Source organism: Amorphoplanes digitatis (genome assembly GCF_014205335.1).
Lineage (GTDB): Bacteria > Actinomycetota > Actinomycetes > Mycobacteriales > Micromonosporaceae > Actinoplanes > Actinoplanes digitatus.
The window spans coordinates 7,640,211-7,663,905 of sequence record NZ_JACHNH010000001.1 but is presented as its reverse complement, the minus strand read 5'-3'; the positions used below and the strand labels follow the sequence as shown (position 1 = coordinate 7,663,905).

The 23,695-nt window shown below is 72.4% G+C and carries 20 protein-coding genes, 2 tRNA genes and 1 pseudogene; 10 read left to right on the top strand and 13 right to left on the bottom strand.

Going from position 1 to position 23,695, the window contains the following annotated elements:
* Positions 1-106 precede the first annotated feature (106 nt).
* Positions 107-910 (top strand): MOSC domain-containing protein, encoded by an 804-nt coding sequence (locus BJ971_RS33730; protein WP_184997330.1) that lies wholly within the window; start codon positions 107-109, stop codon positions 908-910.
* A 43-nt stretch (positions 911-953) separates the two neighbouring features.
* Positions 954-1,865, top strand: coding sequence for an expansin EXLX1 family cellulose-binding protein (locus tag BJ971_RS33725; RefSeq protein WP_239087621.1), 912 nt, complete (start codon positions 954-956; stop codon positions 1,863-1,865).
* A gap of 3 nt (positions 1,866-1,868) precedes the next feature.
* Here the strand turns inward: BJ971_RS33725 and BJ971_RS33720 are convergent, their stop codons facing one another.
* From BJ971_RS33720 to BJ971_RS33710, 3 genes are all read right to left on the bottom strand, one after another.
* Positions 1,869-2,387, bottom strand: a complete 519-nt coding sequence (locus BJ971_RS33720) for a GNAT family N-acetyltransferase (protein WP_184997328.1) — start codon at positions 2,385-2,387, stop codon at positions 1,869-1,871.
* A gap of 72 nt (positions 2,388-2,459) precedes the next feature.
* Positions 2,460-2,542, bottom strand: a tRNA-Leu gene (locus BJ971_RS33715).
* Positions 2,543-2,598: 56 nt separating this feature from the next.
* Positions 2,599-2,994, bottom strand: coding sequence for a helix-turn-helix domain-containing protein (locus BJ971_RS33710; RefSeq protein ID WP_275411384.1), 396 nt, complete (start codon positions 2,992-2,994; stop codon positions 2,599-2,601).
* Between the two features lie 140 nt (positions 2,995-3,134).
* Here BJ971_RS33710 and BJ971_RS33705 point away from each other — a divergent pair, with 140 nt between their 5' ends.
* A complete protein-coding gene (locus BJ971_RS33705) occupies positions 3,135-3,509 on the top strand; it encodes a nuclear transport factor 2 family protein (RefSeq protein WP_184997324.1) in 375 nt (124 codons plus the stop codon).
* Between the two features lie 70 nt (positions 3,510-3,579).
* Here BJ971_RS33705 and BJ971_RS33700 read toward each other — a convergent pair whose 3' ends face one another.
* From BJ971_RS33700 to BJ971_RS33675, 6 genes are all read right to left on the bottom strand, one after another.
* The gene (locus BJ971_RS33700; protein WP_184997323.1) at positions 3,580-5,232 is read right to left on the bottom strand and encodes a methyl-accepting chemotaxis protein; all 1,653 of its coding nucleotides are present in this window, start codon (positions 5,230-5,232) and stop codon (positions 3,580-3,582) included.
* A gap of 82 nt (positions 5,233-5,314) precedes the next feature.
* Positions 5,315-5,785, bottom strand: coding sequence for a thioredoxin-dependent thiol peroxidase (gene bcp / locus BJ971_RS33695; RefSeq protein WP_184997321.1), 471 nt, complete (start codon positions 5,783-5,785; stop codon positions 5,315-5,317).
* Entirely contained in the window at positions 5,782-6,765 is a 984-nt protein-coding gene (locus tag BJ971_RS33690) for a hypothetical protein (RefSeq protein ID WP_239087622.1), read from the bottom strand. The genes bcp and BJ971_RS33690 overlap by 4 nt, the downstream gene beginning before the upstream one ends.
* Positions 6,762-7,493 (bottom strand): DsbA family protein, encoded by a 732-nt coding sequence (locus BJ971_RS33685; RefSeq protein ID WP_184997319.1) that lies wholly within the window; start codon positions 7,491-7,493, stop codon positions 6,762-6,764. Before BJ971_RS33685 ends, BJ971_RS33690 begins: the two co-directional genes overlap by 4 nt.
* On the bottom strand, positions 7,490-7,957 hold the full coding sequence (locus tag BJ971_RS33680) for a MauE/DoxX family redox-associated membrane protein (protein ID WP_184997317.1): 468 nt from the start codon (positions 7,955-7,957) through the stop codon (positions 7,490-7,492). The genes BJ971_RS33685 and BJ971_RS33680 overlap by 4 nt, the downstream gene beginning before the upstream one ends.
* Before the next feature lie 98 nt (positions 7,958-8,055).
* Entirely contained in the window at positions 8,056-8,595 is a 540-nt protein-coding gene (locus tag BJ971_RS33675; RefSeq protein ID WP_184997315.1) for a sigma-70 family RNA polymerase sigma factor, read from the bottom strand.
* Between the two features lie 146 nt (positions 8,596-8,741).
* Here BJ971_RS33675 and BJ971_RS33670 point away from each other — a divergent pair, with 146 nt between their 5' ends.
* From BJ971_RS33670 to BJ971_RS33640, 7 genes and pseudogenes are all read left to right on the top strand, one after another.
* Positions 8,742-10,427: a copper resistance CopC/CopD family protein gene (locus tag BJ971_RS33670; protein WP_184997314.1), complete on the top strand. Its 1,686-nt coding sequence runs from the start codon at positions 8,742-8,744 to the stop codon at positions 10,425-10,427.
* A 143-nt stretch (positions 10,428-10,570) separates the two neighbouring features.
* Positions 10,571-14,566 carry a hypothetical protein gene (locus BJ971_RS33665; RefSeq protein ID WP_184997313.1) on the top strand — a complete coding sequence of 1,332 codons (3,996 nt, stop codon included), beginning with the start codon at positions 10,571-10,573 and terminating at the stop codon, positions 14,564-14,566.
* A gap of 279 nt (positions 14,567-14,845) precedes the next feature.
* Positions 14,846-15,436, top strand: a complete 591-nt coding sequence (orn, locus tag BJ971_RS33660; RefSeq protein WP_275411392.1) for an oligoribonuclease — start codon at positions 14,846-14,848, stop codon at positions 15,434-15,436.
* A gap of 110 nt (positions 15,437-15,546) precedes the next feature.
* Positions 15,547-15,622, top strand: a tRNA-His gene (locus tag BJ971_RS33655).
* 176 nt (positions 15,623-15,798) lie between these two features.
* Entirely contained in the window at positions 15,799-16,164 is a 366-nt protein-coding gene (locus tag BJ971_RS33650; protein ID WP_184997312.1) for a Het-E N-terminal domain-containing protein, read from the top strand.
* A gap of 12 nt (positions 16,165-16,176) precedes the next feature.
* The gene (locus BJ971_RS33645; protein WP_203709532.1) at positions 16,177-18,474 is read left to right on the top strand and encodes a tetratricopeptide repeat protein; all 2,298 of its coding nucleotides are present in this window, start codon (positions 16,177-16,179) and stop codon (positions 18,472-18,474) included.
* A 138-nt stretch (positions 18,475-18,612) separates the two neighbouring features.
* Positions 18,613-19,610 (top strand): annotated as a pseudogene (locus BJ971_RS33640) (IS481 family transposase).
* A gap of 13 nt (positions 19,611-19,623) precedes the next feature.
* Here BJ971_RS33640 and BJ971_RS33635 read toward each other — a convergent pair.
* From BJ971_RS33635 to BJ971_RS33620, 4 genes are all read right to left on the bottom strand, one after another.
* Complete coding sequence (locus BJ971_RS33635) at positions 19,624-20,454, bottom strand: MHYT domain-containing protein (protein WP_377885574.1); 831 nt, start codon at positions 20,452-20,454, stop codon at positions 19,624-19,626.
* 171 nt (positions 20,455-20,625) lie between these two features.
* On the bottom strand, positions 20,626-22,017 hold the full coding sequence (locus tag BJ971_RS33630; protein ID WP_184997308.1) for an NAD(P)/FAD-dependent oxidoreductase: 1,392 nt from the start codon (positions 22,015-22,017) through the stop codon (positions 20,626-20,628).
* 2 nt (positions 22,018-22,019) lie between these two features.
* Positions 22,020-22,832: an ABC transporter permease gene (locus BJ971_RS33625; protein WP_184997306.1), complete on the bottom strand. Its 813-nt coding sequence runs from the start codon at positions 22,830-22,832 to the stop codon at positions 22,020-22,022.
* Entirely contained in the window at positions 22,829-23,692 is an 864-nt protein-coding gene (locus BJ971_RS33620) for an ABC transporter permease (protein WP_184997304.1), read from the bottom strand. The genes BJ971_RS33625 and BJ971_RS33620 overlap by 4 nt, the downstream gene beginning before the upstream one ends.
* Positions 23,693-23,695 lie beyond the last annotated feature (3 nt).

Here is a 23,695-nt window from a genome sequence, read left to right as displayed (position 1 = left end):
GTCCGCTTTGCGGGGGAAACGGCCGCCACCGTCCCGGAGATCATGACTCCGCCGCCCGGTCCGGCGGCGGACCGCGGGTGCGCGGCCACCCGCATACGCTGGTCGGATGCGGATCAGCTCGCTGCACACGTACCCGGTCAAGGGTGGTCACCGCCTGGACCACGACGAGGCGCTGGTGGAGCCCTGTGGTCTCGCCGGCGACCGCCGGTGGATGGTCATCGACCCCGACGGGGTCGGCATCACGCAGCGGGAGGCGCCGGGGCTGACCGGGCTGCGGCCGGTGCCGCGCCCCGGCGGGCTGGAGTTGAACGGGTTCCGCGTCGACGAGCCGGTGGACGGTCCGAAAGAGACAATCCGGGTCTTCGGCTCGAAACCCCCGCTCGCCGCGCGCATCGCGGTGCCCGCCACGGAGTTCGTCTCCGCGTTCCTCGGGCGGCCGGCCCGGCTGGCCTGGCTCGCCGACACCACCGCCCGGCCCATCGCGGAGCACGCGCTGCCCAGCGACCGGGTCAGCCTCGCGGACGGGTACCCGCTGCTGCTCACCAACGCCGCCTCCCTCGACGCGGTAAACGACTGGCTGCTCGAGACCGGCGACGAACCCGTGCCGATGACCCGCTTCCGGCCCAACATCGTCGTCGCCGGTGCGCCGCCCTGGGCCGAGGACGACTGGCTCGGCTCCCGCCTGCGGATCGGCGACGTGACGTTCCGCGCGGCCGACGCGTGCCGCCGCTGCGTGGTGACGACCGTCGATCAGGAGACCGGCGAGGTCGGGCGGCAGCCCCTGCGCGTGCTCGGCCGGCACCGCCGGTTCGCCGACGGGCTGCGCTTCGGCATCAACCTCATCCCGGACCTGGCGCCGGGGTGCACCGGGGTCATCCGGGCGGGGGAGACTTCCTTAGCTCTGTCTTAGGAGGGTTGCCCGCGGGTGGCGCGGCCGCGAAGGATGCGTCAGCGTGACCGGTCATCGCCTTCTCGCACCCCGCTGGCTCGCCACCGGCGGCGCCGTGCTGCTCGCCGGCGTCCTCGGCGTGGCCATGCTGCTGCAAAACGGCGGCTCCGCGTGCGCGGCCCCGCCGAGCAGCGCCAAGCACAAGGGCAAGGCGACGTTCTACGACCTGGCCGGCACCCAGGGCAACTGCTCCACCAAGCCACCCGCCGACGACCTGTACGTCGCCCTCGGCCGCACCGAGTACTCGGGCGCGATGGCCTGCGGCTCCTACCTCGACGTGACCGGGCCCAAGGGCAAGGTCCGCGTCAAGGTCTTCGACTCCTGCCCGGAGTGCCCCGCCGGCCACCTCGACCTGAGCCGCACGGCGTTCAACCGGATCGGCAAGGAGATCGACGGCATCATCCCGATCACCTACCGGGCGGTGCCGAACGCGCCGGCGCCCGGCCCGCTGAGCATCACCTTCGTCGAGGGCACCTCGCAGTACTACTGGGCCGTGACGATCGACAACCACTCCAACCCGATCAGGTCGGTGCAGGCCAAGGGCCCGGGCGGCGCGTGGAAGAAGGCGGCGCTCCAGGACTACAACGTCTGGATCATCGACGGGCAGACGGGCTCCGGCCCGTTCCAGGTCCGCATGACCGACGTCTACGGCAAGACCATCACGGCGAAGAACATCAGGCTGCTGCCGCAGAAGCGCCAGACGACGTCCGTACGGTTCGCGACCGGCTCGTCCGCCGAGGCGGCACCCGTACCGGCGAAGAAGAAGGCGTCGCCGTCGCCCTCGAAGGCGTCGCCGTCGCCGAGCGCTTCGGCCTCCTCGGCCGCGCCGCTGCTGGAATCGACGCAGGCGGCACCGGCCCAGGACGAGGTGGCCCTCGCCGCGGCGGAGCCGGCCGCCAAAGCCGCCTGCGGCTGAGGCTCAGCGCAGGTCGAGCCACATGAAGACCTCGTCGCGGTCGTCGCCCGGCGCCACCCGCAGGGCGCCCGGGATCCGGCCGACCTGCGTGTACCCGAGGCCGCGGTAGAAGGCGTCCAGGCCGTGGCCGTCCCGGAGGGTGACCTGTAGGCCGGTCAGGCCCATCTTGCGGCCCACCGCGGCGGCCTCCCGCATGAGCGCCGCGCCGTATCCCCGGCCCTGGCCGCCCGGCGCGACCATGACCCGCTTGAGGACGCGCCAGTGCGCCTTGAGCCCGAACCTGTTGTCGGCGACGAACAGCAGCGCCACCAGCCGGTCACCGTCCAGCCCGACGAGCAGCCGGTCGATGCCGGCCTCGACCCCGGCGAACGCCGCCTCGGCGACCGGCCGCACCTCGCCGGCGGTGACCGGCGCGACGAAGCCGACGGCCCCACCGGCGTTGGTGACCTCGGTCCAGAGCTCGACGATCCGCTCGCGCAGGGTGTCGGTCAACGGCGGATCAAGCACGAACGACAACGTCATGCTGTCAATCCTCGCGCCACCGGACGACGGGATCCGGTAGGCGCGAGATGATAGTGCGCAGCATTACATGGGTGCGGAAGAGGGGACTTGAACCCCTACACCCTCTCGGATATGGGCTCCTAAGGCCCACGCGTCTGCCATTCCGCCACTTCCGCCCGATTTGCCCGGCAGCAAATCGCTGTCAGCATTCTAATACCGAGATCGGCGGCGACTACACCGACGCGGTCGCTGTCATGCGTGCCTTGATCGTCTTGAGTCCGACCGCCTTGAGGACGACACGGACGGATGACGGCGACAGGTCGATCGGGTCGTCGCGGCGCTGCCGCAGCGCGGATGCCAGGTTTCGTTCACCCATCAACGGATGTGCGCGCGCGAATGCCAGGACCGCCTCCCGCTCGGACGCCGAGATGCGATCTCGGCGGGTGGCGAAGGCCAGCGTGCCCCGCTCGGCCAGGCGGCGCTTGAGCTGATAGACGTGATTGCGGCTGCAACCGATCGGCCTCGCCGCGTCCGAGACCGTCACCTCGCCGCGGTCGACCAGTGCCAGAACCTCGACCTTCTCCTGCTCGCTGAGCGGGGTGCGGGGTGCGCTCTCGTCGAACGCGATGCCGCACGAGCGCTGACGGTTGCGCCCGGCGTAGGTCGCCGTCTGGCTGTGGCAGTTCGGGCCGGTGGTGTCTGGACAGGCGGCGGTCCGGGGGTTAGCGTCATTCGCACCTATTCAATTTGTTGACTATGGGAGTGATCGTGCATCCGTTTCGCGCCGCTGTTGAAGCACGGGACATCGACGCCGCCGTCGCGCTCCTCGCCGACAAGGTCGTCTTTCACAGCCCGATCGCGTTCACGCCGTACGAGGGGCGGGCGGCTGTGGCCGTCGTCCTGCGGGCGGTGATCGAGGTTTTCGAGGACTTCACCTACGTGCGGGAGATCGGGGCGCCGGACGCGGTCGATCATGCGCTCGTGTTCCGGGCGAACGTCGGAGGGCGCCAGGTCGAGGGCTGCGACTTCCTGCATCGCGGAGACGACGGGCTGATCGACGAGTTCACGGTGATGGTCCGGCCGCTGAACGGCGCGATGGCCCTCGCCGAGGCGATGAAGGCGAAGCTCGCCGCGGGTCGCTGACACGGCACGGCGGCCGCCTTGCGGATCAAGCCGCATGACGGCCGCCGTGGGTCGGCGGTCCCCGGAGGGATCAGTAGCGGAACATCGCCAGGCTCTGCTGGAGCTCGTGGGCCACGCGGGCCAGTTCGTCGGCGGCCTGGGCGGTGTTCGACGCCGCGTTCGTCGTCTCCGCGGCGGCCTCGGCCACCTCGGCCACGTTCGACGAGATCTGCTGGGAGCCGATCGCGACCTCGCCGACGTTGCGGCTCATCTCGTTGGTGGTCGCCGTCTGCTCCTCGACGGCCGCCGCGATGGCGGACTGCGTTGCGTTGATCTTGTCGATGACCGAGCCGATCTCGGCGATCGCCGCGACCGCGGCGGACGAGTCGTTCTGGATCGCGCCGACGCGGGTCCGGATGTCCTCGGTCGCCCGGGCCGTCTCCTGTGCCAGCTCCTTTACCTCGCCGGCGACGACCGCGAAGCCCTTGCCCGCGTCGCCGGCGCGGGCGGCCTCGATCGTCGCGTTGAGGGCGAGCAGGTTCGTCTGCTCGGCGATGCCGGTGATGATCTTGATGACGGAGACGATCTCGGCGGAGGACTCGCCCAGCTTTTGCAGGATCGCGCCGGCGTCGGTGGAGATGCGCACGGCCTGACCGGCCACGTCGGCCGCGCTGGAGGTGCTGAGCGCGATCTCGGTGATCGAGCTGCCGATCTCCTCGGCCCCGGCGGACACGGTGGCGATGTTGCTGCTGATCTGCCCGGAGGCGGTGGACACCGCCTGTGCCCGGTCGGCCGAGCGGGCCGCGGACGAGTTCATCTGGCCGGCGACCGCGGTGAGCTCCTCGGAGGACGAGGCGAGCGTGGTGACGTTGCCGGCGATGTCGCGCAGCGTCGCGGTGAGCCGGTCGAGCGCGGTGTTCAGCGCCTCGGCCATGCGGCCCACCTCGTCGCGGCCCCGGACGGCGAGGCGCTGGTCCAGCCGGCCCTCGGCGAGCGCCTCCAGGATCTTGACGGTCTGGCCGAGCGGCCGGGCGATGGCCCGGCTGACCACCAGCGCGATGACAACGGCGAACGCCAGCGCGACGCCCATCAGCGTCATGGTGAGCAGCCGCGCCGACGTGGCGTTGCTGCGGGCGTCGGCCATCTGCCGCTGCGCGGCCTTGTCCTCGATGCCGGCGAGGTTGTTCAGCGCCACCGTGATCGTGCTGGTGAGCGGGTCGATGTAGTTGTTCTGCACGCCGAGGTAGGTGCCCAGGCTGTTGGCCTTGGCCGCCGGCACGAGTCGCTCGTCGCGGATCGTGCGGTACTTGGTCAGCCCCTCCGAGAAGGCGGCCATGTCGGCCTCGGTGCCTTTCGCCGGGTTCTTCGAGTACGCCGCCCAGTTGGCGTCGATGGCGGCGTCCAGCCGCCGGATCGCCGTCTGCACGCTGCTGACGTCCGCGAGCGGCGAGCGCAGGATCAGCTTGGTCGACAGCAGGTTCGCCTGCTGAACGTCGGCGCGGACCTGGCCGATCCGGGCGACGGACTGCAAGTTGTCGTTGTACATCTTGTTGAGCTGGCCGTTCGTGGTGCTCAGCGCGACGCCGTCGGCGACGCCGATGGTCACCACCAGCAGGCTGAGCACGCCGAAGGAGACGAACAGCTTCTGCGACACACGCAGGTTACGCAGGAGCCCACCGCGCGCGCTCGCCTCAGCGGAGTGGAGCGCCTTGCGCGAGCGGCGCGGCAGCTTGAACTTCGGCATCGGCGGTCTCCGTTAGGGGGAACGGTGGTCGCCCGCCTTAATCGGCACCGTTCCCCGGAATCCGCGAGTTTTGCCGCAGTAGTCAGTCGATGCCGAGATCGCGCCGCAGCTTGGCGACGTGACCCGTCGCCTTGACGTTGTACAGGGCCCGCTCGACCGCGCCGTCCTCGTCGATGACGAACGTCGAGCGGATCACCCCGGTGACCGTCTTGCCGTACAGCTGCTTCTCGCCGAAGGCACCGTACGCGGTCAGCACGCTCTTGTCCTGGTCGCTGACCAGCGGGAAGGTGATCGAGTCGCGTTCGCGGAACTTGGCCAGCTTGGCCGGGGTGTCCGGCGAGATGCCGACGACCTCGTAGCCGGCCGCCTGAAGTGAGCCGAGCGAGTCGCGGAAGTCGCAGGCCTGCTTCGTGCAGCCCGGCGTCATCGCGGCCGGGTAGACGTACAGGATGACCTTGCGGCCGCGGAGGTCCTTCAGCGTGAGGGTGTCGCCGGTGTCGGTGGGCAGGGTGAACTCGGGGGCCGGGTCACCCGGCGCGAGGCGCTCAGTCATGCGTCCGAAGATATCGGGGCCGCCCGCAGCCGCAGCATCCCCGTCGCCGCCATTCCCACCCCGGTGCCGACGGCCACCAGCACCGCCGCCCGGGCGAGCCAGGACGGACCGGGGAACAGGACCACCGCCTGGCCGAAGACGCCCGCGTCGGCGAGGCCTCCGAAGACCAACAGCACGACGCCGGCGAGGGCGAGCAGGAACGGCGCCCGCCCGAGCCAGGTCAGCACGCCCGCGGCCACGGCGAGCGCCGCGGCGACGTAGACCGGCGCCTGCCCCTCCACGCCGGCGCTCGTGCGCGCTGCCGCGTACCCGAGGGTGATCATGCCTCCGGCGGCCGCGGCCGGGCCGATCCAGCGCGGGCGGCGCAGGCCGAGGGCCGTCAGGCCCGCGCCGAGCGCGAGCGCGCCCGCCCACCACAGCCAGGCGGGCGGGGGCGGCTCCCAGGTCAGGGTCCCGTGTACCTCCAGCGTGCGCGCACCCTCGCGCAGCGGAACCACCCAGTCGCGCAGCTTGTGGCTGCGCGAGTCGTCGGCGCGTGCCTGCGGCGGCGGGTCCTCGCCGAGCCACATCGTGCGCTGGTCGTGCCAGCGCACGACCGGGTCGGTGGAGACGCGGCGCCACTGCGGGGCCGCGGCCGGCGAGGCGGCCGGCGGCACCGGGGTGTCGCCCTCGACGGTCTGATTCCGGTACGTGGCCGGCGAGTTGATGTTCTCGAACGCGCCGTCCGGCCGCACCTCGAGGTAGGGCTCGCCGGCGTAGCCGAGCACCTCGACGGTACGGCCGGTCCGGTTGACGAGTTCGAGCCGCGCGCCCGCCTCGACGGTCCGCACCGTCAGCCCGGGCTCGGCGGGACTGATCCCGCTGACCTGGCTGCGGTACGCGGTCGCGTCGGGTGCGTCCCCGCCGTGTGCGTGCGCCGGGCCGGCCGGCACCAGTAACGCGCCGGCCAGCACGGCGCCGAACAGGGCGGTACGCCTCACGCGCCGGCCGCCTCCACCGCCGCGGTCAGCCCCTGCGGCGTGCGGTCCGTCAGGTCCTTGCCGCCGACCCGCACGGTCGGCGTGCTGTTCACGCCCCGCGAGGCCGCCGTGTCGGTGGCCTTGGTGGCCCAGGGGTAGTAGGTGCCCTCGTTGACCGCGTCGGCGAACGAGGCGTCGGTCAGGCCGACCGACCGTCCCAGCTCGATCAGCTTGCCGTTGTCGAGGCCCGGCCCGCCCTCCTGCGGCTGGTTGGCGAAGAGCACCCGGTGGTACTCGGCGAACTTGCCGCCCTGCGCGGCCGCGGCCGAGGCGCCGGCGGACCGGGTCGAGTACTCGGTGGTCGAGGCGTGGTCCAGGATCGCGATCGGGTGGTACAGCACGGTCACCTTGCCGTCGGCGACGAGCTGGTCGATCGTGGTCTGCGCCGAGGCCTCGAACTGCCCGCAGGCCGGGCACATGAAGTCCTCGTAGATGTCGATCTTCACGGGGCCGGTGCCGACCGCGAACGCCGTACCCTCGTCCACCGCGACGCTCGGCGTCGTGAGGCCGGCGGTCTTCTCGTTCTCCTGGCTGGCGGCGAAGCCCCAGCCGATCAGGCCGGCGATGACCAGCACGGCGACGACGCCGAGGCTGGTCCAGAGCGTGACCCGCCGGCGGCGCTCGCGCGCCAGTTGCTCCTGCACGATCCGCTTGGCCTTGCCGCGGTCGCGGTTGCTCTTGCCGCTCACTCTTCCCCCATCAAGACGCCGTCGATCGAGTAACGGGTCCGCGGCTGCCACAGCAGGATCCCGGCGAGCACGAGAAAGCCCAGGTCGCGGGCGATATCGAGCAGGTACTGCGGTGTCTGACCCGCGCTCAGTGTCCCGCCCGAGCCGAAGCAGCCGCAGTCGATCTGGAGGCCCTGCGACCAGGCCCAGGAGATGCCGGCGATGAAGATCAGCAGCAGTGCGGCCGAGATGCCGGCGATGAGCCGCACCGCGAGCCCCGCCAGCAGCAACAGGCCGAGCGTGATCTCCAGGAACGGCAGGACCGCCCCGATGACCTTGGCGATCTCGTACGGGAAGATCTCGTACGCGTTCACGGCGCGCCCCGACCCGGCCAGGTCGCCGATCTTCAGCAGGCCCGCGCCGAGCCACACCGCGGCCAGCCCGAGCCGGGCAACGGTCGAGATCCAGGGCCAGGTGGCCGTCATCCGGGCAGGCTGACTCGTCTCCATGCTCACGCCCCCTTAGTCGGCGCTCACCGGCCGTCGGTTCCGCCGACTGCCTGTGTATCGGCTGAGTGCCCCGATCAGCTCGCCTGCGCCGCGGCGACCGCGGTCACCAGCTCCTCGCGGGCGCGGGCCACTCGCGACCGGATCGTCCCCACCGGGACCTCCTCGACCTCGGCGGCCTCCGCGTAGGACATGCCGAGCACCTGGGTGAGCACGAACGCGGTGCGGCGCTCCTCGCCGAGGCGGCGCAGCAGGTCGGCGGCGCCGAGCCGATGCGCGGGGTCACTCTGCTGAGGGATGTCGGTCCAGGCCTGCGCGGCGAGCCGGGCGTCGAGGCGGCGCCTGCGCACGACGGCCCGCAGGTGGTCGGCGCAGACGCGCCGGGCGATGCCGAGCAGCCAGGTACGCACCGCCGCGCGGCCCTCGAAGGCGGGCAGCGCCTTGAAGGCGCGCAGGTAGGTCTCCTGGGTGAGGTCGTCGGCGGCGCCCGGGTCGACCAGCGCGGCGGTGAACCGCCACACCTCGGCCTGGGTGCCGCGGACGAACGCGACCTGCGCGCCGGCGTCGCCGGCCCGCGCCCGCAGCGCGAGCGAATCGAGTGCTTCAGCCGCCGTCACAACCGGAGATGGTACGCCCGGCCGGAATTGTCAGCGGTTCTGGGAACTATCGTCACCATGCCGACGACAACCCTCCAGTCCTCACTTTCCGCCTCGCGCGCGACCGCGCTGCGGGGCCCGGCGAGCCATCGGGGAGCATTGCACGCATGAACGTTGATCTGCCCGGGCCCGGCGACCGACTCCGGCCGGGTGCCCGGCGGCTCGCGGCCGCCGTCCTCGGGCTGCTGGCCGGCTTCTTCTGCGTCCTGCTCGGTCCCGCGGCGCCGGCCGCCGCGCACGCCGCGCTGGTCGCCAGCGACCCGGCGAGCGACACGATCGTCCCGGACGCCCCCAACAAGGTCACCCTGACCTTCAGCGAGTCGGTGCAGCTGATCTCCGGCAAGATCCAGGTGCTCGCGCCGGACGGCAGCCGCGCGGACCAGGGCGAGCCGCAGGCGACCGGCGGCACGGTCGTCATTCCGCTGCGCACCGGCGGCGGCCGCGGCACCTATCTGGTCAGCTACCGGGTGGTCTCGGCCGACAGCCACCCGGTCGCCGGCAGCCTGACCTACTCGGTCGGCGAGGCCTCCGCGCCGCCGGCCGAGCCGGGTACCGCCGACTCGGTCGACCCGGTCGTGCGCGGCCTGATCCCGGTCGCCAAATACCTCGGGTACGTGGGCCTGGTGCTGCTCGTCGGCCCGGTGCTGGTGCTCGCCCTGCTCTGGCCGCACCGGCTCTCGCGCCGCGGCCCGGCCCGGCTCGTCTGGACCGGTATCGGGCTGGTCGTCGGCAGCACGGTGCTGGCGCTCTGGTTGCAGGCGCCGTACACGACCGGATCGGGGCTGTTCGAGGTCAGCGGCGCGGACCTGCGGGACGTGCTCGGCAGCACGTTCGGCGCGGTAATGCTCGTGCGGCTCGGCGTCGTGGTCGCGGCGGCGTTCCTGCTGCGCCCGCTGCTGAACGGCGAGGGCGGCGGGTCCAAGGCCGACCTGGCGCTGCTCGGCGTGCTCGGGGTGGCGGCGCTGGCGACGTGGCCGCTGACCGGGCACCCGACCGCGTCCCCGGTCGCCGGCGTCTCCGTCGTGGTGGACGCGATCCATCTGGGCGCAATGGCGGTCTGGCTGGGCGGGCTGGTCATGCTCGTCGGCTACCTGCTGCGCCTGGCCGACGAGCGCGAGCTGGGCGCGATCCTGCCGATCTGGTCGCGCTGGGCCGCGACCGCGGTGGCCGCGCTGATCATCGCCGGCTCGGTGCAGGCGCTGATCGAGGTCGCCTCGTTCGAGGGCCTCGTCGAGAGCACCTACGGCCGGCTCATCCTGGTGAAGATCGCGCTGGCCGCCGTGGTGATCGGGATGGCGGCCTACTCGCGCAAGCTGGTCCGCAGCCGCCGGGCCGAGTCCGGGCCCGGGCCGCTGCGCCGCGTGGTGATCGCCGAGCTGGCCGTCACGGCGGTCGTGCTGGGCGTGACCGCCGCGCTCGTGCAGATCCCGCCACCGCGTACGGCCAGCGCGGCCGAGAGCGCCGGCACGTCCACGACGATCTCGCAGACCGTCGCGGACGACTCGGTGTCGCTTCAGGTGGACGTGTTCCCGGCGACCGTCGGCAACAACTCCCTGCACCTGTACGCGTACACGCTGGACGGCAAGCCGCTGCCGGTCGTGGAGTGGACGGCCACCGCCGCGCTGCCGGCCAAGGGGATCGAGCCGATCGAGGTGCCGCTGCTGAGGATCACCGACTTCCACGCGATCGGGGACATCGCGCTGCCGGCCGCGGGGGAGTGGACGCTCAAGTTCACCGTGCGTACCAGTGAGATCGACCAGTCCACGCTGACGATGACGGCCAAGATTTCCTAGCTCGCGAACTCCCTGATGGCCCGGTCTGCGTCAGCAGACCGGGCCATCGTCATACCTCTCGGGGCCTAACTAACCATTTATCCATTTTGGGTTATTTAGGTCTGTATGGTCTGCCCAGTACCACCGAGAAGAGGGAGATCGCGATGCGGGTGTTCCGCACGATCCTCGGCATGCTGTTGCTGACCGTCGGGCTACCGACGCTGCTGGCGGGCGCCGCATTCTGGGTCGCCATGCAGCACCGGGACCCGGACGGCGCCTTCACGGGCGACATGCAGCGTGTGGCCACGTCCGGCTATGCCGTCGTGGTGGACGATGTCGACGGCCTGCTCGAGAACGACGCGCCGTTCGCCCGCCTCCGCGACACCCGCCTGCGCCTGACCGCGGAGTCCGGCGACGCACCGGCGTTCATCGGCATCGCCCCGGCGGCCGACGTGAGCCGCTACCTGGCCGACGTGCCGCAGATCGCGGTCGCCTCGATCGACCTCGGCACGGGCGCGCTTCCGGTGACCTTCGACCTGCGCCCCGGAACGGTCGCACCGGAGCAGCTTCCCGACCGCCAGACGTTCTGGCTGGAGTCGGGTCTCGGCACCCTGGACTGGAAGCCGGCGGCGCTGCGCGGCACCGGGTACAGCCTGGTGGTGATGAACCAGGCGGCACAGCCGGGCGTCCGCCTGGAGGCCACGGCGGCCGTCGTGCCGGCGTGGCTGAACCAGGTGACCTGGGCCCTGCTGATCCTGGGCAGCCTGCTGGTGATGGTCGGCATGATCGTGCTGGGCTGGCCGTCCCGGCGCCGCGAGGTGGTCTACATCGTGGAGCCGAGCCAGGTACCCGACCTGATGCAGGCGATCGGCGCTCCGCTGCCGCTGAGCCGCACGGGCGGCGGGCGCCACGCGGGCACGCACCGGCCGCGCACCCTCGCCGATTCGCAGCCGCGCTCCCGGCCGCCGGTATGGCCGCCGTCCTCGTCCTCGCCGTCGTCCTCGTCCTCGTCCGGTCGTGGCGCGGTCATCCCGATGCCGACGGCGCCGGTTTCCGGTGCGGAGACCTCGACCTCGACCTCGACCCCGGTCGCACCGGCCGCCATCTCTCCGGCCGAGGCTGCCGCGCCTGCCGCCGCTGTCTCTCCGGCGCCGGGTGAACCGCTCAGCCTGATCGCGGCCGACTCGGTGCCGGAGTCCACGGGGGAGTCGGCGCTACAGATCTCGCCCGTGGATCCGCTGTTCGGCCGGATGGCCGACCGCCCGGGACGGCGCCGTCCGGCGCCGCAGCCGACCGATCTGCCGATCTTCCAGGCGTCCGCGGTGGGCGCGTGGGTGGCGGAGACGGCCGCCGTCCGCGCCCGCGAGGCCGAGGCGCTCGCGGAGGCGGCGCTCAGCGCCTCCCGAAAGCCGGCCACCGCCACGGCATCGGACGGCTCTCCTGTGAAGACCTCCGGCCCGGACGCGGCCGCCGCGACCACCCCGGCGCCGGACGCCGGCGACGTGGTGGCTGCCGGCAATGCCACCGGATCCGGATCCGTCCCGACCGGTGCCGAGCCGGCGCGGACGAAGACCGCTGCCAAGACCGGCACCCCTGCTGCCGCGGCTGCCAAGTCGGGTTCGCCGGCGGCTGAAGTCGCCAAGTCGGGTTCGCCGGTGGCTGACGTTGCCATGGCTGGTTCCTCGGCGGCCGCGGCTGCCAAGTCGGGTTCGCCGGTGGCTGACGTTGCCATGGCCGGCTCCTCGGCGGCCGCGGCTGCCAAGTCGGGTTCGCCGGTGGCTGACGTTGCCAAGGCTGGTTCCTCGGCGGCCGGGACTGCCAAGTCGGGTTCGCCGACGGTTGACGTCGCCGCGAACAAGTCGGCCCCTGCGACTCCGGCCGTCCCGGCCGCTGCGGCCGGGAAAGCAGCCGGATCGGATGCGGCCGGCGCCGCGGTCGAGGCGGTGCCGGGTCGGAACCTCGCCGCCGGAGCCCCGGCGGCGGGAAGCCCGGGACGGAGCGCCACGGCCGCGAAGTCCGAAGAGCCGAACGTCATCGCCGCCGTAGCCGCGCGCCTACAGCCGGTCTCCGGCGCCGCCGCCCAGGCCGCCGCCCAGGCCGCGGCACAGACCGCGGCACAGACCGACGTCACGACCGGGCCGTCCGCGGCCAGGGAGGCCGCGGCCAAGGCCGGGTCGGCCACGTCCGCGACTTCTCGAATCGCCGCAAGTTCGCGGCCCGGTGCCGGTGCCGGTGCCGGTGCCGGTGCCGAGGGCGTCGCGTCGCGGCCCGCAGCCGAGGGTGCCGCGTCGCGGCCTGCCGCCGAGGGCGTTGGTGCTGCCGCGCGGGCTGCCGCCGACGGTGCGTCCGCCGCGCCTCGGGGCGCCGCGGCCAGGCCGAAGGACGCCACCCCGTTCGGTGGCGACAGCGCCGCCGCCGTCTCCGGAGAGGCGGCCGGCGCCACCGCGGCGGCGAAGGCCGCCCGGCCCGCCGCCGCGACACCGAGGAACGCCCTGTTCGGCGGCTCCGCCACGCAGGGCTGGGCGGCCACCGGCCTGACCCGGGCGGACTCGGGTCGCATCGGCCTGCCGAAGGCCCCGGCCAAGGACCCGGCGAAGGACCCGGCCCCAGCGGCCGGCGCGCGCCGGGCCGACGACAAGCCGTTGACCCGCGAAGAGCCCCAGCCGACCGGGACCGTTGCCCCACCCGCCGCGGCCTCGCGGCCACCGGCGCAGTCCTCGGCGGCCGGTCCGGCGCGGGGTGCCACCCCGGCCGGCGGCACGCCGCCCAGGCCGGGCGGGTCCGGCGAGGACCGTCCGCCGGCCGTCCCGGCGGAGCGGCAGGCCCCGAAGCCCGACCCGAACCGGCCGACCCCGGCCACACCGGCCCGCGTCACGGCGGCCACGAAGACGCCGCCCCCGGCCGGTACCGCCGCGGGCACGCCCGGATCGGCGGCTCCGGCCACGGCGCGCGCCGCGAGCCCTGCCGCCCCGTCGGCACCGGCACAGCCGACCGGGGCCCCGTCGGCCCCGGCCCAGTCGACCGGCCCGAGCAGGTCGGGCGGGCAGAGCAACCCGGCCGCCCCGCACCACGTCGCGCCGCCCTCGCCCGGTTCGGCCGGCAAGGCGGCCACCCCGGCTCCGTCCGGCGCCAGGACGGCCACCCCGGCTCCGTCCGGTGGCAAGGCCGCCCCGTCGGGCGCCAGGACGACCGCCCCGACTCCTGCCAGCGCCAGGACGGCCACCCCGGCTCCGTCCGGCGGCAAGGCGGTCACCCCGGCGCCGCCCGTCATGAAGGCCGCCGCCACGCCGCCGGCCACCGCGAAGGCCGCCGCGCCGGTCGCGCCCCCGCCGCCGACCGCCGCGAAGGCCGCGACGCCGGCCGGCGCGGCGCGGAACACGGCGCCGACGCCGACCCGCCCGGCGCCCACCGAGCCCAGCCCGACGCCGCCGACCAGCCCACCCGTGCCCCGGCCCTCGGTGCCCGGCCCGTCCCGGCCGACGGATCCGGACCGCGAGCCGTCCCAGGCCGCCCGCGGCCCCGCCGTGATCCGCTCCTCGAGCCCGGCCGCACCACGCTCGACCTCGGCGGCCGAGCCGCGGCGCGACGTCCAGCACCCGTCGGCCCGGCCGGTGAACCCGCCCAGCGCGACCGCCGAAGCCGTCCGTCCCGCACCCAAGGCCGACCCGCGCATCGCCGGACAGCGCAACGCCAGCCTCCGCCCGATGGCCGAGCCGCCGAAGACGACGACCCAGCCGCCGAAGACCACGACCCAGCCGCTGAAGACCACGAACGAGCCGCTGAAGACCACGAACGAGTCGCCGAAGACGACGAACGAGTCGCCGAAGACGACGAACGAGTCGCCGAGGACGGTCGAGCCGCGGAAGACGACGGTCGGGGCACAGTCGGCCGACCAGGCCGGCGCCCAGGCGGCGAAGGCCAAGGCGGACGCCGACGCCAAGCCTGCTGCGGCGCGCCGAACCGGCGGCGCCCTGTCCAGCCTGGGCAACTACAAGGCGGAGGTCGCCGAGCTGCTCGGCGGCGACTCCGCGGCCCGCCGCCGGCGCGCCACCACCGCCTCCGGCCTGCCCACGCCCGATCCCGCGACCCAGGTGCCGCCGATCAAGCTCACCCGCCCGCCCCGCAAGGGCGGCCCGCGCCAGCAGTCCACCGAGGAGTAGCCGGCGAAGACCCGGGCGGCCGCGGCACACCACCACGCCAAGCCGCGGCCGCCCGCCACAACTACCGAAAGGGCCCTCCGCGCTGCCGACGCGGAGGGCCCTTTACCGGGGGAACGGAGTAACCGATAGGGGGTTTCGTCCGTTAAGAACAGTTTAAACCCTCCTAGGCGGAACTGGGTAGCCCTATCCCGAATACGGCCCCGTGCGGGTGTTGCGCCCGCGCGGGTGTGCCGAGCAGACGCGGCGGCGCGCCGTCCACGCGACGCGTAGGCTGGCCCTGTGGCGGATCTTCTGGTGTGGATGGACTGTGAGATGACGGGTCTCGACCTGGGCAAGGACGCCCTGATCGAGGTGGCCGCCCTGGTGACCGGGCCCGATCTCGAAATTCTCGGCGAGGGTGTCGACCTCGTCATTCACGCCGACGACGCGGCCCTCGACGCGATGCCCGAGGTGGTGCGCGAGATGCACGCCAAGTCGGGCCTCACCGACGAGGTGCGCCGGTCGACGGTCACCATGGCCGAGGCCGAGGACGCCGTCCTGACGTACATCAGGGAGTTCGTGCCGAATCCGCGCACCGCCCCGCTGTGCGGCAATTCGATCGCCACCGACCGGGGCTTCCTCGCCCGCGACATGCCGGCGCTCGACGACTTCCTGCACTACCGGATGATCGATGTCTCATCGATCAAGGAGCTGACCCGCCGCTGGTACCCGCGGGTGTACTTCGGCCAGCCGCAGAAGGGCCTGGCGCACCGCGCCCTGGCCGACATCCGCGAGAGCATCCGCGAGCTGGAGTATTACCGCCGCACCGTCTTCGTCCCGCTGCCCGGCCCGGACGTCGACCAGGCCCGCGCCATCGCCGCCGAGTTGTAGCCGAAACGTCGGGGCGCGCCGCACGGTAACCCGGTCGACGACCGGGCGGGTGTTGCCGCTATGCTTGTCCGGCACCCGCCGCGGAGGTCCTTCCACGGCGAGGCGGCATGGTGGTCGTAGCTCAGCTGGTAGAGCACCGGGTTGTGGTCCCGGGGGCCGCGGGTTCAAGTCCCGTCGATCACCCCAAGAGAACGAAAGAGCACAGGCCTCGGCCGCGAAAGCGGTCGGGGCCTGCGTCGTTCGGCCCTGTCGAACTCGGATGCGGACTGTCTGGGTGTCGTGTGGTTTGCCGCGGCCCGTTAGTCTGCGACTCTGCGTGTTGCTCTCGCAGCGCGTGGTGATCAATTAGGGGGTGGCGGCCCATGGTGGATGTGATCGTGGCGGCGTTGGCGGCCGGGGCGACCGCGGGCGTGTCCGGCACCGCGACCGATGCCGTCAAGGACGCCTACGGGTTGCTGAAGGCGTTGATCCGGCGCCGGTTCACCGGCCGTGAGACGGCGCGGGCGGCGTTGGAGGCCGAGGAGACCGAGCCCGGGGTGTGGCAGACCAGCATCGGCCAGGACCTGCGGGACTCGGGCGCGGCGACCGACGAGCAGGTTCTCGCGGCCGCGCGGGAGCTGCTCACCCTGGCCGGCGCGGCCGGGGGTCAAACCGTCCAGGTGGATGCCTCGCACGCCAAGGGCGTGCAGGTCGGGGACCACAACACCCAGACCAACACCTTCAACTGATCCGGCCCTCTGATGGAGGCCTCGCGCGATGCCAGGGACGGCCCGGCCGGCTCGGTGAACGCCGCGCGCGCCAAGGGTGTGCAGGCCGGTGACGGCAACGTCCAGCACAACTACTTCGGGCGGCGGCTGGAGGTGACCTGGCCGTGCCGGGTGGGTGCGGTGCCCCGGCTGGCTCATCAGCGGCAGCGGCGCCCGGCCGATGATCTGCTGGCGGACGCGGCCGTCGGCGGGGGCACGGCGGTGGTGTGTCAGGTCCTGGCCGGGATGGGCGGGGTCGGCAAGACCCAGCTGGCGGCGAACCTGGCCGAGCACCTGTGGCAGGCAAGGACGGTGGATCTGCTGGTGTGGGTGACCGCCGGCAGCCGCGACAACGTGGTGAACACCTATGCGCAGGTGGCGGCGGATGTCACCGGTGCGGAGGACTCGGACCCGGCGCGGGCGGCGCAGCGGTTGCTGGCCTGGCTGGCCGGTACCGGCCGGCGGTGGCTGGTGGTCCTCGATGACGTCGCCGATCCGCAGGACCTGGCCGGGTTGTGGCCGCCCGACACGGCGTCCGGGCGCACGGTGGTGACCACTCGCCGCCGGGACACGGCGTTGCTCGACGGGCGGCGTCTGGTCGACGTCGGCATCTTCACCACGCAGGAGGCCGTCGACTATCTGCGGGGACGGCTCGGGGACAGCCCGCACCGGCTGGATGAGGCGGAACAGTTGGCCGCCGACCTCGGGTTCCTCCCGCTGGCCTTGGCGCAGGCGGCGACCTACATCCGTGACCAGGATCTGACCTGTGCCGGTTATCGGCTGCGGCTGCGCAAGCGGAACCTCGACGGGCTGCATCCCGCCGCGTTGCCGGACGGGCAGCAGCGGGCCGTCGCCGAGACGTGGGGTCTGTCGATCGAGCTGGCCGACACCGATACCGGTGGGCTCGCCGGTGTGGTGCTGCAACTGGCCGCGATCCTGGACCCCAACGGCATCCCCATCAGCGTCTTCACCGCCGGTGCGATGCTCGGCTACTTCCGGGGCCGTCTCGGCCGTGACGTGGACGGCGACGACGCACATGACGCGGTGCGTGCCCTGTACCGGCTGGGTCTCGCCGACACCACAAGCGACCCCGACCTTGGCGAATCACTGCTGCGGGTGCATGCCCTGGTCCAACGTGTCGTCCGCGAAGCCACCCCGGAACAACAGTGGCCCGCGCTGACGCACACCGCCGCCGACGCCCTGCTCCAGTTGTGGCCCGACATCGAACGCGACGCCGCCACCGCCCGGCTCGGGCAGCTGTTCCGCGCCAACACCACCACCCTGACCGCCGTCACCGGCGGCCGCCTGTGGCAGACCCTCGACGGCGGCGCCGGCACCCACGCGGTGCTGTTCCGCACCGGCCGGAGTCTCGGCGACATGGGCCTGGTCGCCGCCGCCCGCGACCACTTCCAGCAACTGCACGCCGACAGCGTGCGGGAGCTCGGCCCGGACCACCCGCATGCCCTGGCCAACCGCGACAGCCTCGCCCGGTGGCAGGGTGCGGCGGGGGATGTGGCCGGTGCCGCCGCCGCGTCCGAGTCGTTGCTGGCGGACTACCTGCGGGTGCTCGGCCCGGATCACCCGGACACGCTGGCCACCCGCAGCAACCTCGCCTACTGGCGGAGCGCGGCCGGGGATCCGGTCGGTGCGGCCGCCGCGTTCGAGTCGTTGCTGGCGGACTACCTGCGGGTGCTCGGCCCGGACCACCCGCACACCCTGGCCAACCGCCATAACCTCGCCCGGTGGCGCGGCGCGGCGGGGGACGCGGCCGGTGCCGCCGACGTGCTCGAGTCATTGCAGGCCGACTACCTGCGGGTGCTCGGCCCGGACCACCCTGACACCCTGGCCACCCGCCACAACCTCGCCTACTGGCGGAGTGTGGCGGGGGATCCGGCCGCTGCCGCCGCGGGGTTCGAATCGCTGCTCGCCGATTACCTGCGGGTGCTCGGCCCGGACCACCCGCACACCCTGGCCGCCCGCCACAACCTGGCCCGGTGGCGGGGCGACGCGGGCGACGCGGCCGGTGCGGCCGCCGCGTTCGAGTCGCTGCTCGCCGACTGCCTGCGGGTGCTCGGCCCGGATCACCCGGACACCCTGACCACCCGCCACAACCTGGCCGGGCGGCGGGGCGACGCGGGGGACGCGGCCGGTGCGGCCGCCGCGTTCGAGGTGCTGCTCGCCGACCGGGTGCGGGTGCTCGGCCTCGACCATCCGGATACCCGGACCACCCGCAACAGCCTTGCCTTCTGGCGGTTCAGGGCGGCGGGCGCAAGGGACGGAAACCGGCCCTAGCTGTGATGTTCGGGGACGTTGGTCGAGGAAGTGTGACCACTCGATCTGAGGATGTAGGTCTGATCCCGTGAACGGATGAGGGCCTCCAGCGGTGCAGTGGAGCTGCTAAGACCACCACTGACCAGGCCGGAGGCCCTCATGTCCCACGCTAACGCCGCCTTGACCGTACGAGCACGATTGCGGCTGGCGCGTCTTGTCGTCGACCACGGTTGGTCGCCCGCACGGGCAGCGGAACGCTATGACGTCTCCTGGCGCACCGCGAACAAGTGGGCCGACCGCTACCGCGCCGAAGGCGAAGCAGGCCTGCACGACCGCTCGTCACGCCCACGCCGGCAACCGAACCAGACCCCGGCACCCGTCGTACGCAAAATCCTGCACCTACGCCGTAAACGACGCTGGGGACCGGTCCCGATCGCCGGCCAGATCGGCCTGGCCGCCTCCACCGTGCACACCATCCTGACCCGCCACCGGGCCAACCGGCTCTCCCACCTCGACCGCGGCACCGGCGAGCCGATCCGCCGCTACGAACACCCCGCACCCGGCGACATGCTGCACGTCGACGTCAAAAACTCGGCAACATCCCCGACGGTGGCGGGCACCGCTTCCTCGGCCGCACCGCCGGCGACCACAACCGCCAAGCCACCGCCCGACGCACCGGCCAACGCCGCGGCGACTACGAACCGCGTATCGGCACCGCGTTCGTGCACACCGTCATCGACGACCACTCCCGCGTCGCCTACGCCGAAATCCACGACGACGAAACCGCCACCACCGCCACCGGCGTGCTACGCCGCGCCGTGGCTTGGTTCGCCCAGCGCGGCGTCACCACTGTCCGGGTGCTGTCCGACAACGGCTCGGCCTACAAATCAGACCTCTGGCGCGACACCTGCGCCGAGCTCGGCGTCACCGTGAAGAAGACTCGCCCCTACCGGCCCCAGACCAACGGAAAGATCGAACGCTTCCACCGCACCCTGGCCGACGGCTGGGCCCACGCCAAGCTCTACACCAGCGAAAAGACCCGCCGAGCCGCCCTACCCGCGTTCCTGCACGACTACAACCACCACCGACCCCACACCGCCATCGGCGGCCTGCCACCCATCACCAGGTTGAACAACCTGGCCGGACATCACACCTAGCCCCGGCGCGGGTCTACTGGTTCGTGCGGTCCCGGAAGGTCCAGGCCGTGCTGGTCGTCGGCGTGCGCAGGCTGCCCGCCCGCGGCGCCGGAACCTGCGGGGCGCCGGCCCCGGTCTGCTCCAGCCGCGAGGCCAGGTAGGCCGCGGCCGCCCGGTCCTCGTCGGTCGGGGCCGCCATCAGGGCGTAGGCCAGGCCGAGGACGCCGAAGATGACCGCGAGTCCGATCGGGATGAGCAGCGTGCCGGCGGTCGCGCCGGTCGGCGGGTCGAGGCCGACGGCGGTCGGCCGCACGGACATCGCGGACATGCCGGTGAAGTGCATGCCGTTGACCGCGACGCCCATGACCAGCGCGGAGGCCACAATGGCCGACGGGCGCCGCACGGTCATGGCGAGCCACAGCGCCACCGTCGCCGCCACCACCGCGATGATCACGGCGGCCACGACGCGGCTGGTCAGGTACTCGATGGTGCCGTCGAGGCGCATCGCGTACATGCCGGTGAAGTGCATCGCGGCGACGCCGAGGCCGGCGAAGAGGCCGCCGATGATGAAGCGGACGGCGTGCGTCCTGGTGCCGCGGGCGACGATGAACAGGCCGATGCCCACGGCCGCGATCGCGAGGACCGCGCTCAGGGCGGTCACGGTCACGTCGTAGCGGATCGGCATGCCGGTGACGCTGAAGCCGAGCATCGCGACGAAGTGCATGGTCCAGATTCCGGTGCCGCCGATCGCCACCGCGGCGAGCGTGAGCCACCACGTACGCCAGCCCGCGCTGTGCGCCGTACGCACCCGCGACGCGCAGATCAGCCCGAGCAGCGAGCCGAGCACGGACAGCGTGTAGCTCACGGTCGGAGTGATCCAGCCGTGTTCGAAATGATGGATCTGTGCCACCCCGGTACAACCCCCTTGATTGACGTGCCAGAGGCATCGTGCCTGGTGCGGGTGATTTCTGCAGGGCAGTGTGAGACAGGTTGCGGCCGATGGGTGGGTATCCCATCGGCTGTTCGGTCCGGATGATCAGGAGTCGAAGCCGAGACCGACCCGGTCCAGGGTGCGCAGCCAGACGTTGCGGCGGCCCTCGTGGCGGTCCGCCCGGGCGATCGACCAGCGGGTCAGCTCGATCACACCGGTGCGGACCGGCTCCGGCGGGAACGGGATCGGCTTGCGGCGCACCATCTTCAGCTCGGTCAGCTCGGTCGGCCGGTTCGCGAGCAGGTCAAGCATCACGTTCGCGCCGAAGCGGGTGGCGCCGACGCCGAGGCCCGTGTAGCCGGCCGCGTACGCCAGCCGCCCGCCGTACGCCGTACCGAAGAAGCTGCTGAACCGGCTGCACGTGTCGATGACGCCGCCCCATTTGTGGGTGAAACGCACGTCCGCGAGCTGCGGGAAGGTCTCGGCGAAATGGTCGGCGAGCACGGCGAAGGTCGACTCGCGCTGGTCGCGTTCCGGGCTGATCCGCCCGCCGGAGTAGTAGATGGCGTCGTAACCGCCCCAGAGGATCCGGTTGTCGGCGGTGAGCCGGTAGTAGTGGAACTGGTTGCCGCCGTCGCCGACGCCCTGCCGGTTCCGCCACCCGATCGCCGCCAGCCGGTCGGCGGTCAGCGGCTCGGTCATGAGCGCGTAGTCGTAGATCGGCACGACGTAGTGGTGCAGCCGGCGCAGCAGGCCGGCGTGCGCCCCGGTGGCCAGCGCGACCTGCGCCGCGTCGACCCGGCCCCGCCAGGTGTGCAGGCGCAGCCCGCCCCGCGCCGTGGTGATCCGCTCGACGGGTGAGTTCTCGTAGATGCGCACGCCGAGGTCGAGGCACGCCCGGCGCAGGCCCCAGACCAGCCGGGCCGGGTCGATCATCGCGCAGCCCGCGCGGTCCCAGACCCCGCCGAGGTAGGTGGGCGAGCCGACCTCGGCCCGCGTCTGCTCCCGGTCCAGCAGCCGCACGTCAAGGCCGCGGGCCGCCGCCTCGTCGTGGTACGCGGTCAGCTCCCGCAGCTGCCACTCGGCCGTGGCGACAAGCAGCTCACCGGTACGGGCGAAGTCGCACTCGATCCCGTACCGAGCGACGGTCTCCTCGATCTCGTCGAGGTTGCGGCGCCCCAGCCGCTCCAGGGTGTCCATCTCGTCGGGGAACCGGCTCAGCCCGTTGTCGAACCCGTGGGTGAGGCTCGCCGAGCAGAAGCCGCCGTTGCGCCCGGACGCCGCCCAGCCGGCCGTGCCCGCCTCGACGATCACCACGTCGCGCCCGGGGTCGCGTTCCTTGGCGAGCAGCGCCGTCCACAGCCCGCTGTAGCCGGCGCCGACCACCGCCAGGTCCGCGGACTCGACGCTGTGCAGGGGTTCCGCGGCCGCGGGCGCGCCGGCCTGGCCGAGCCAGTACGGCTCGGGCACCGCGTCGGCGAGCGACCGGTTCGCCATGATCAGCGACGCCGGCCCGGCCGGGACCGGATGCTGGTCACCACCGCGATGACCACGCCCGCCATGAAGATCAGCGTGCCCATGACGTTTACCTGCGGCGGCAGGCCGACCCGGGTGGCGCCCCAGATCCACAGCGGGAACGTGACGGTGGTGCCCGCGGTGAAGTTGGAGACCACGAAGTCGTCGATCGACAGGGCGAAGGCCAGCATCATGCCGGAGGCGACGGCGGGCAGGATGATCGGGAAGGTGATACGCCAGAACGTCGTCCACGGGCTCGCGCCCAGGTCGGCGGCGGCCTCCTCGATCGAGCGGTCCAGGGTCAGCACCCGGGCCCGCACCACGACCGCGACGAACGAGATCGAGAACATGATGTGCGCGATCGTGATCGTCGTGACGCCGAGGCCGGCGCCGAGCGACACGAAGAGGGTCAGCAGCGAGGCGCCCATCACGAGCTCCGGCGAGGACATCGTGGCGAACATGACCAGGTTGACCGTGCCCGAGCCGCGGAACCGGTGCCGGCCGAGCGCGTACCCGACGCCGGTGCCGAGCGCGCCGGCGACGACCGCGGTCACCACGGCAACCACCAGGGAGATCACCAGCGCCTTGGTCAGCTCGTCGAGGGCGAAGACCTGGCCGTACCACTTGAGGGTGAAGCCCTCCCAGGTCTGGTTGTAGCGGCCCTGCGTGTCGTTGAAGCCGAACAGGATCATGATGAGCACCGGCAGCGTGAGCCACGCGATGATCACCCACGTGTAGATGTGCAGCGCCCGGCCGCCGCTGATCCTCGGCCCGCGGGAAGCGATCGGGGTCGTCATCGTGCCGCCACCTTCATGACATCCTCCGTGCCCAGCGCCTTGGCGTAGGCGAAGACGCCGATCAGCAGCACCGCCATCAGCGTGAAGGACAGGGCGGATGCCGTCGGGTAGTTGGAGCTGACCAGGTACTGCGACTGGATGACCTGGCCGATCATCGTGGTCGTCGAGCTGCCCAGCACGGCCGAGTTGACGTAGTCGGAGCTGGCCGGCACGAAGGTCATCAGCACGCCGGCGAAGACGCCGGGCAGCGCCAGCGGGAAGATCACCTTGCGGAAGGCGGTGGCCGGGTCGGCGTACAGGTCCCGGGCGGCCTCGACGACGCGCGGGTCGATGCGCTCCAGCGCCACGTAGATCGGCAGCACCATGAACGGCACGAAGTTGTACACCAGGCCGCCGATCACCGCTGCCGGCGTACCGAGGATGTGGAATGTCTCGGGCAGCAGCCCGATCTGCTTGAGCGGACCGAGCAGCATGCCCTCGTCGGTGAGGATCTGCCGCCACGAGATGGTCCGCAGCACGAAGGAGACGAAGAACGGCAGCAACAGCAGGAAGAGGTAGGTCGGCTTGCGGCGACCGCCGTAGAAGGCGATCCAGTACGCGACCGGGAAGGCCACCACGATCAGCACGATCGTGGTGATCGCCCCGTAGATCAGCGAGCGCACCAGCTGGACGCGGTAGTTCGTGATCGCGTCGACGTAGGTCTGCCAGTGGCCGGTGAAGACGTACCCGGAGACGATGTCGCCCTCCTGCAACGACAGGGACAGCATCGTCACCATCGGTATCACGAAGAAGAGCAGCAGCCACAGGCCGCCCGGCAGGATCTGCAGGTAGGGCGCCAGCACGCGCCGAGTACTGGACACGGC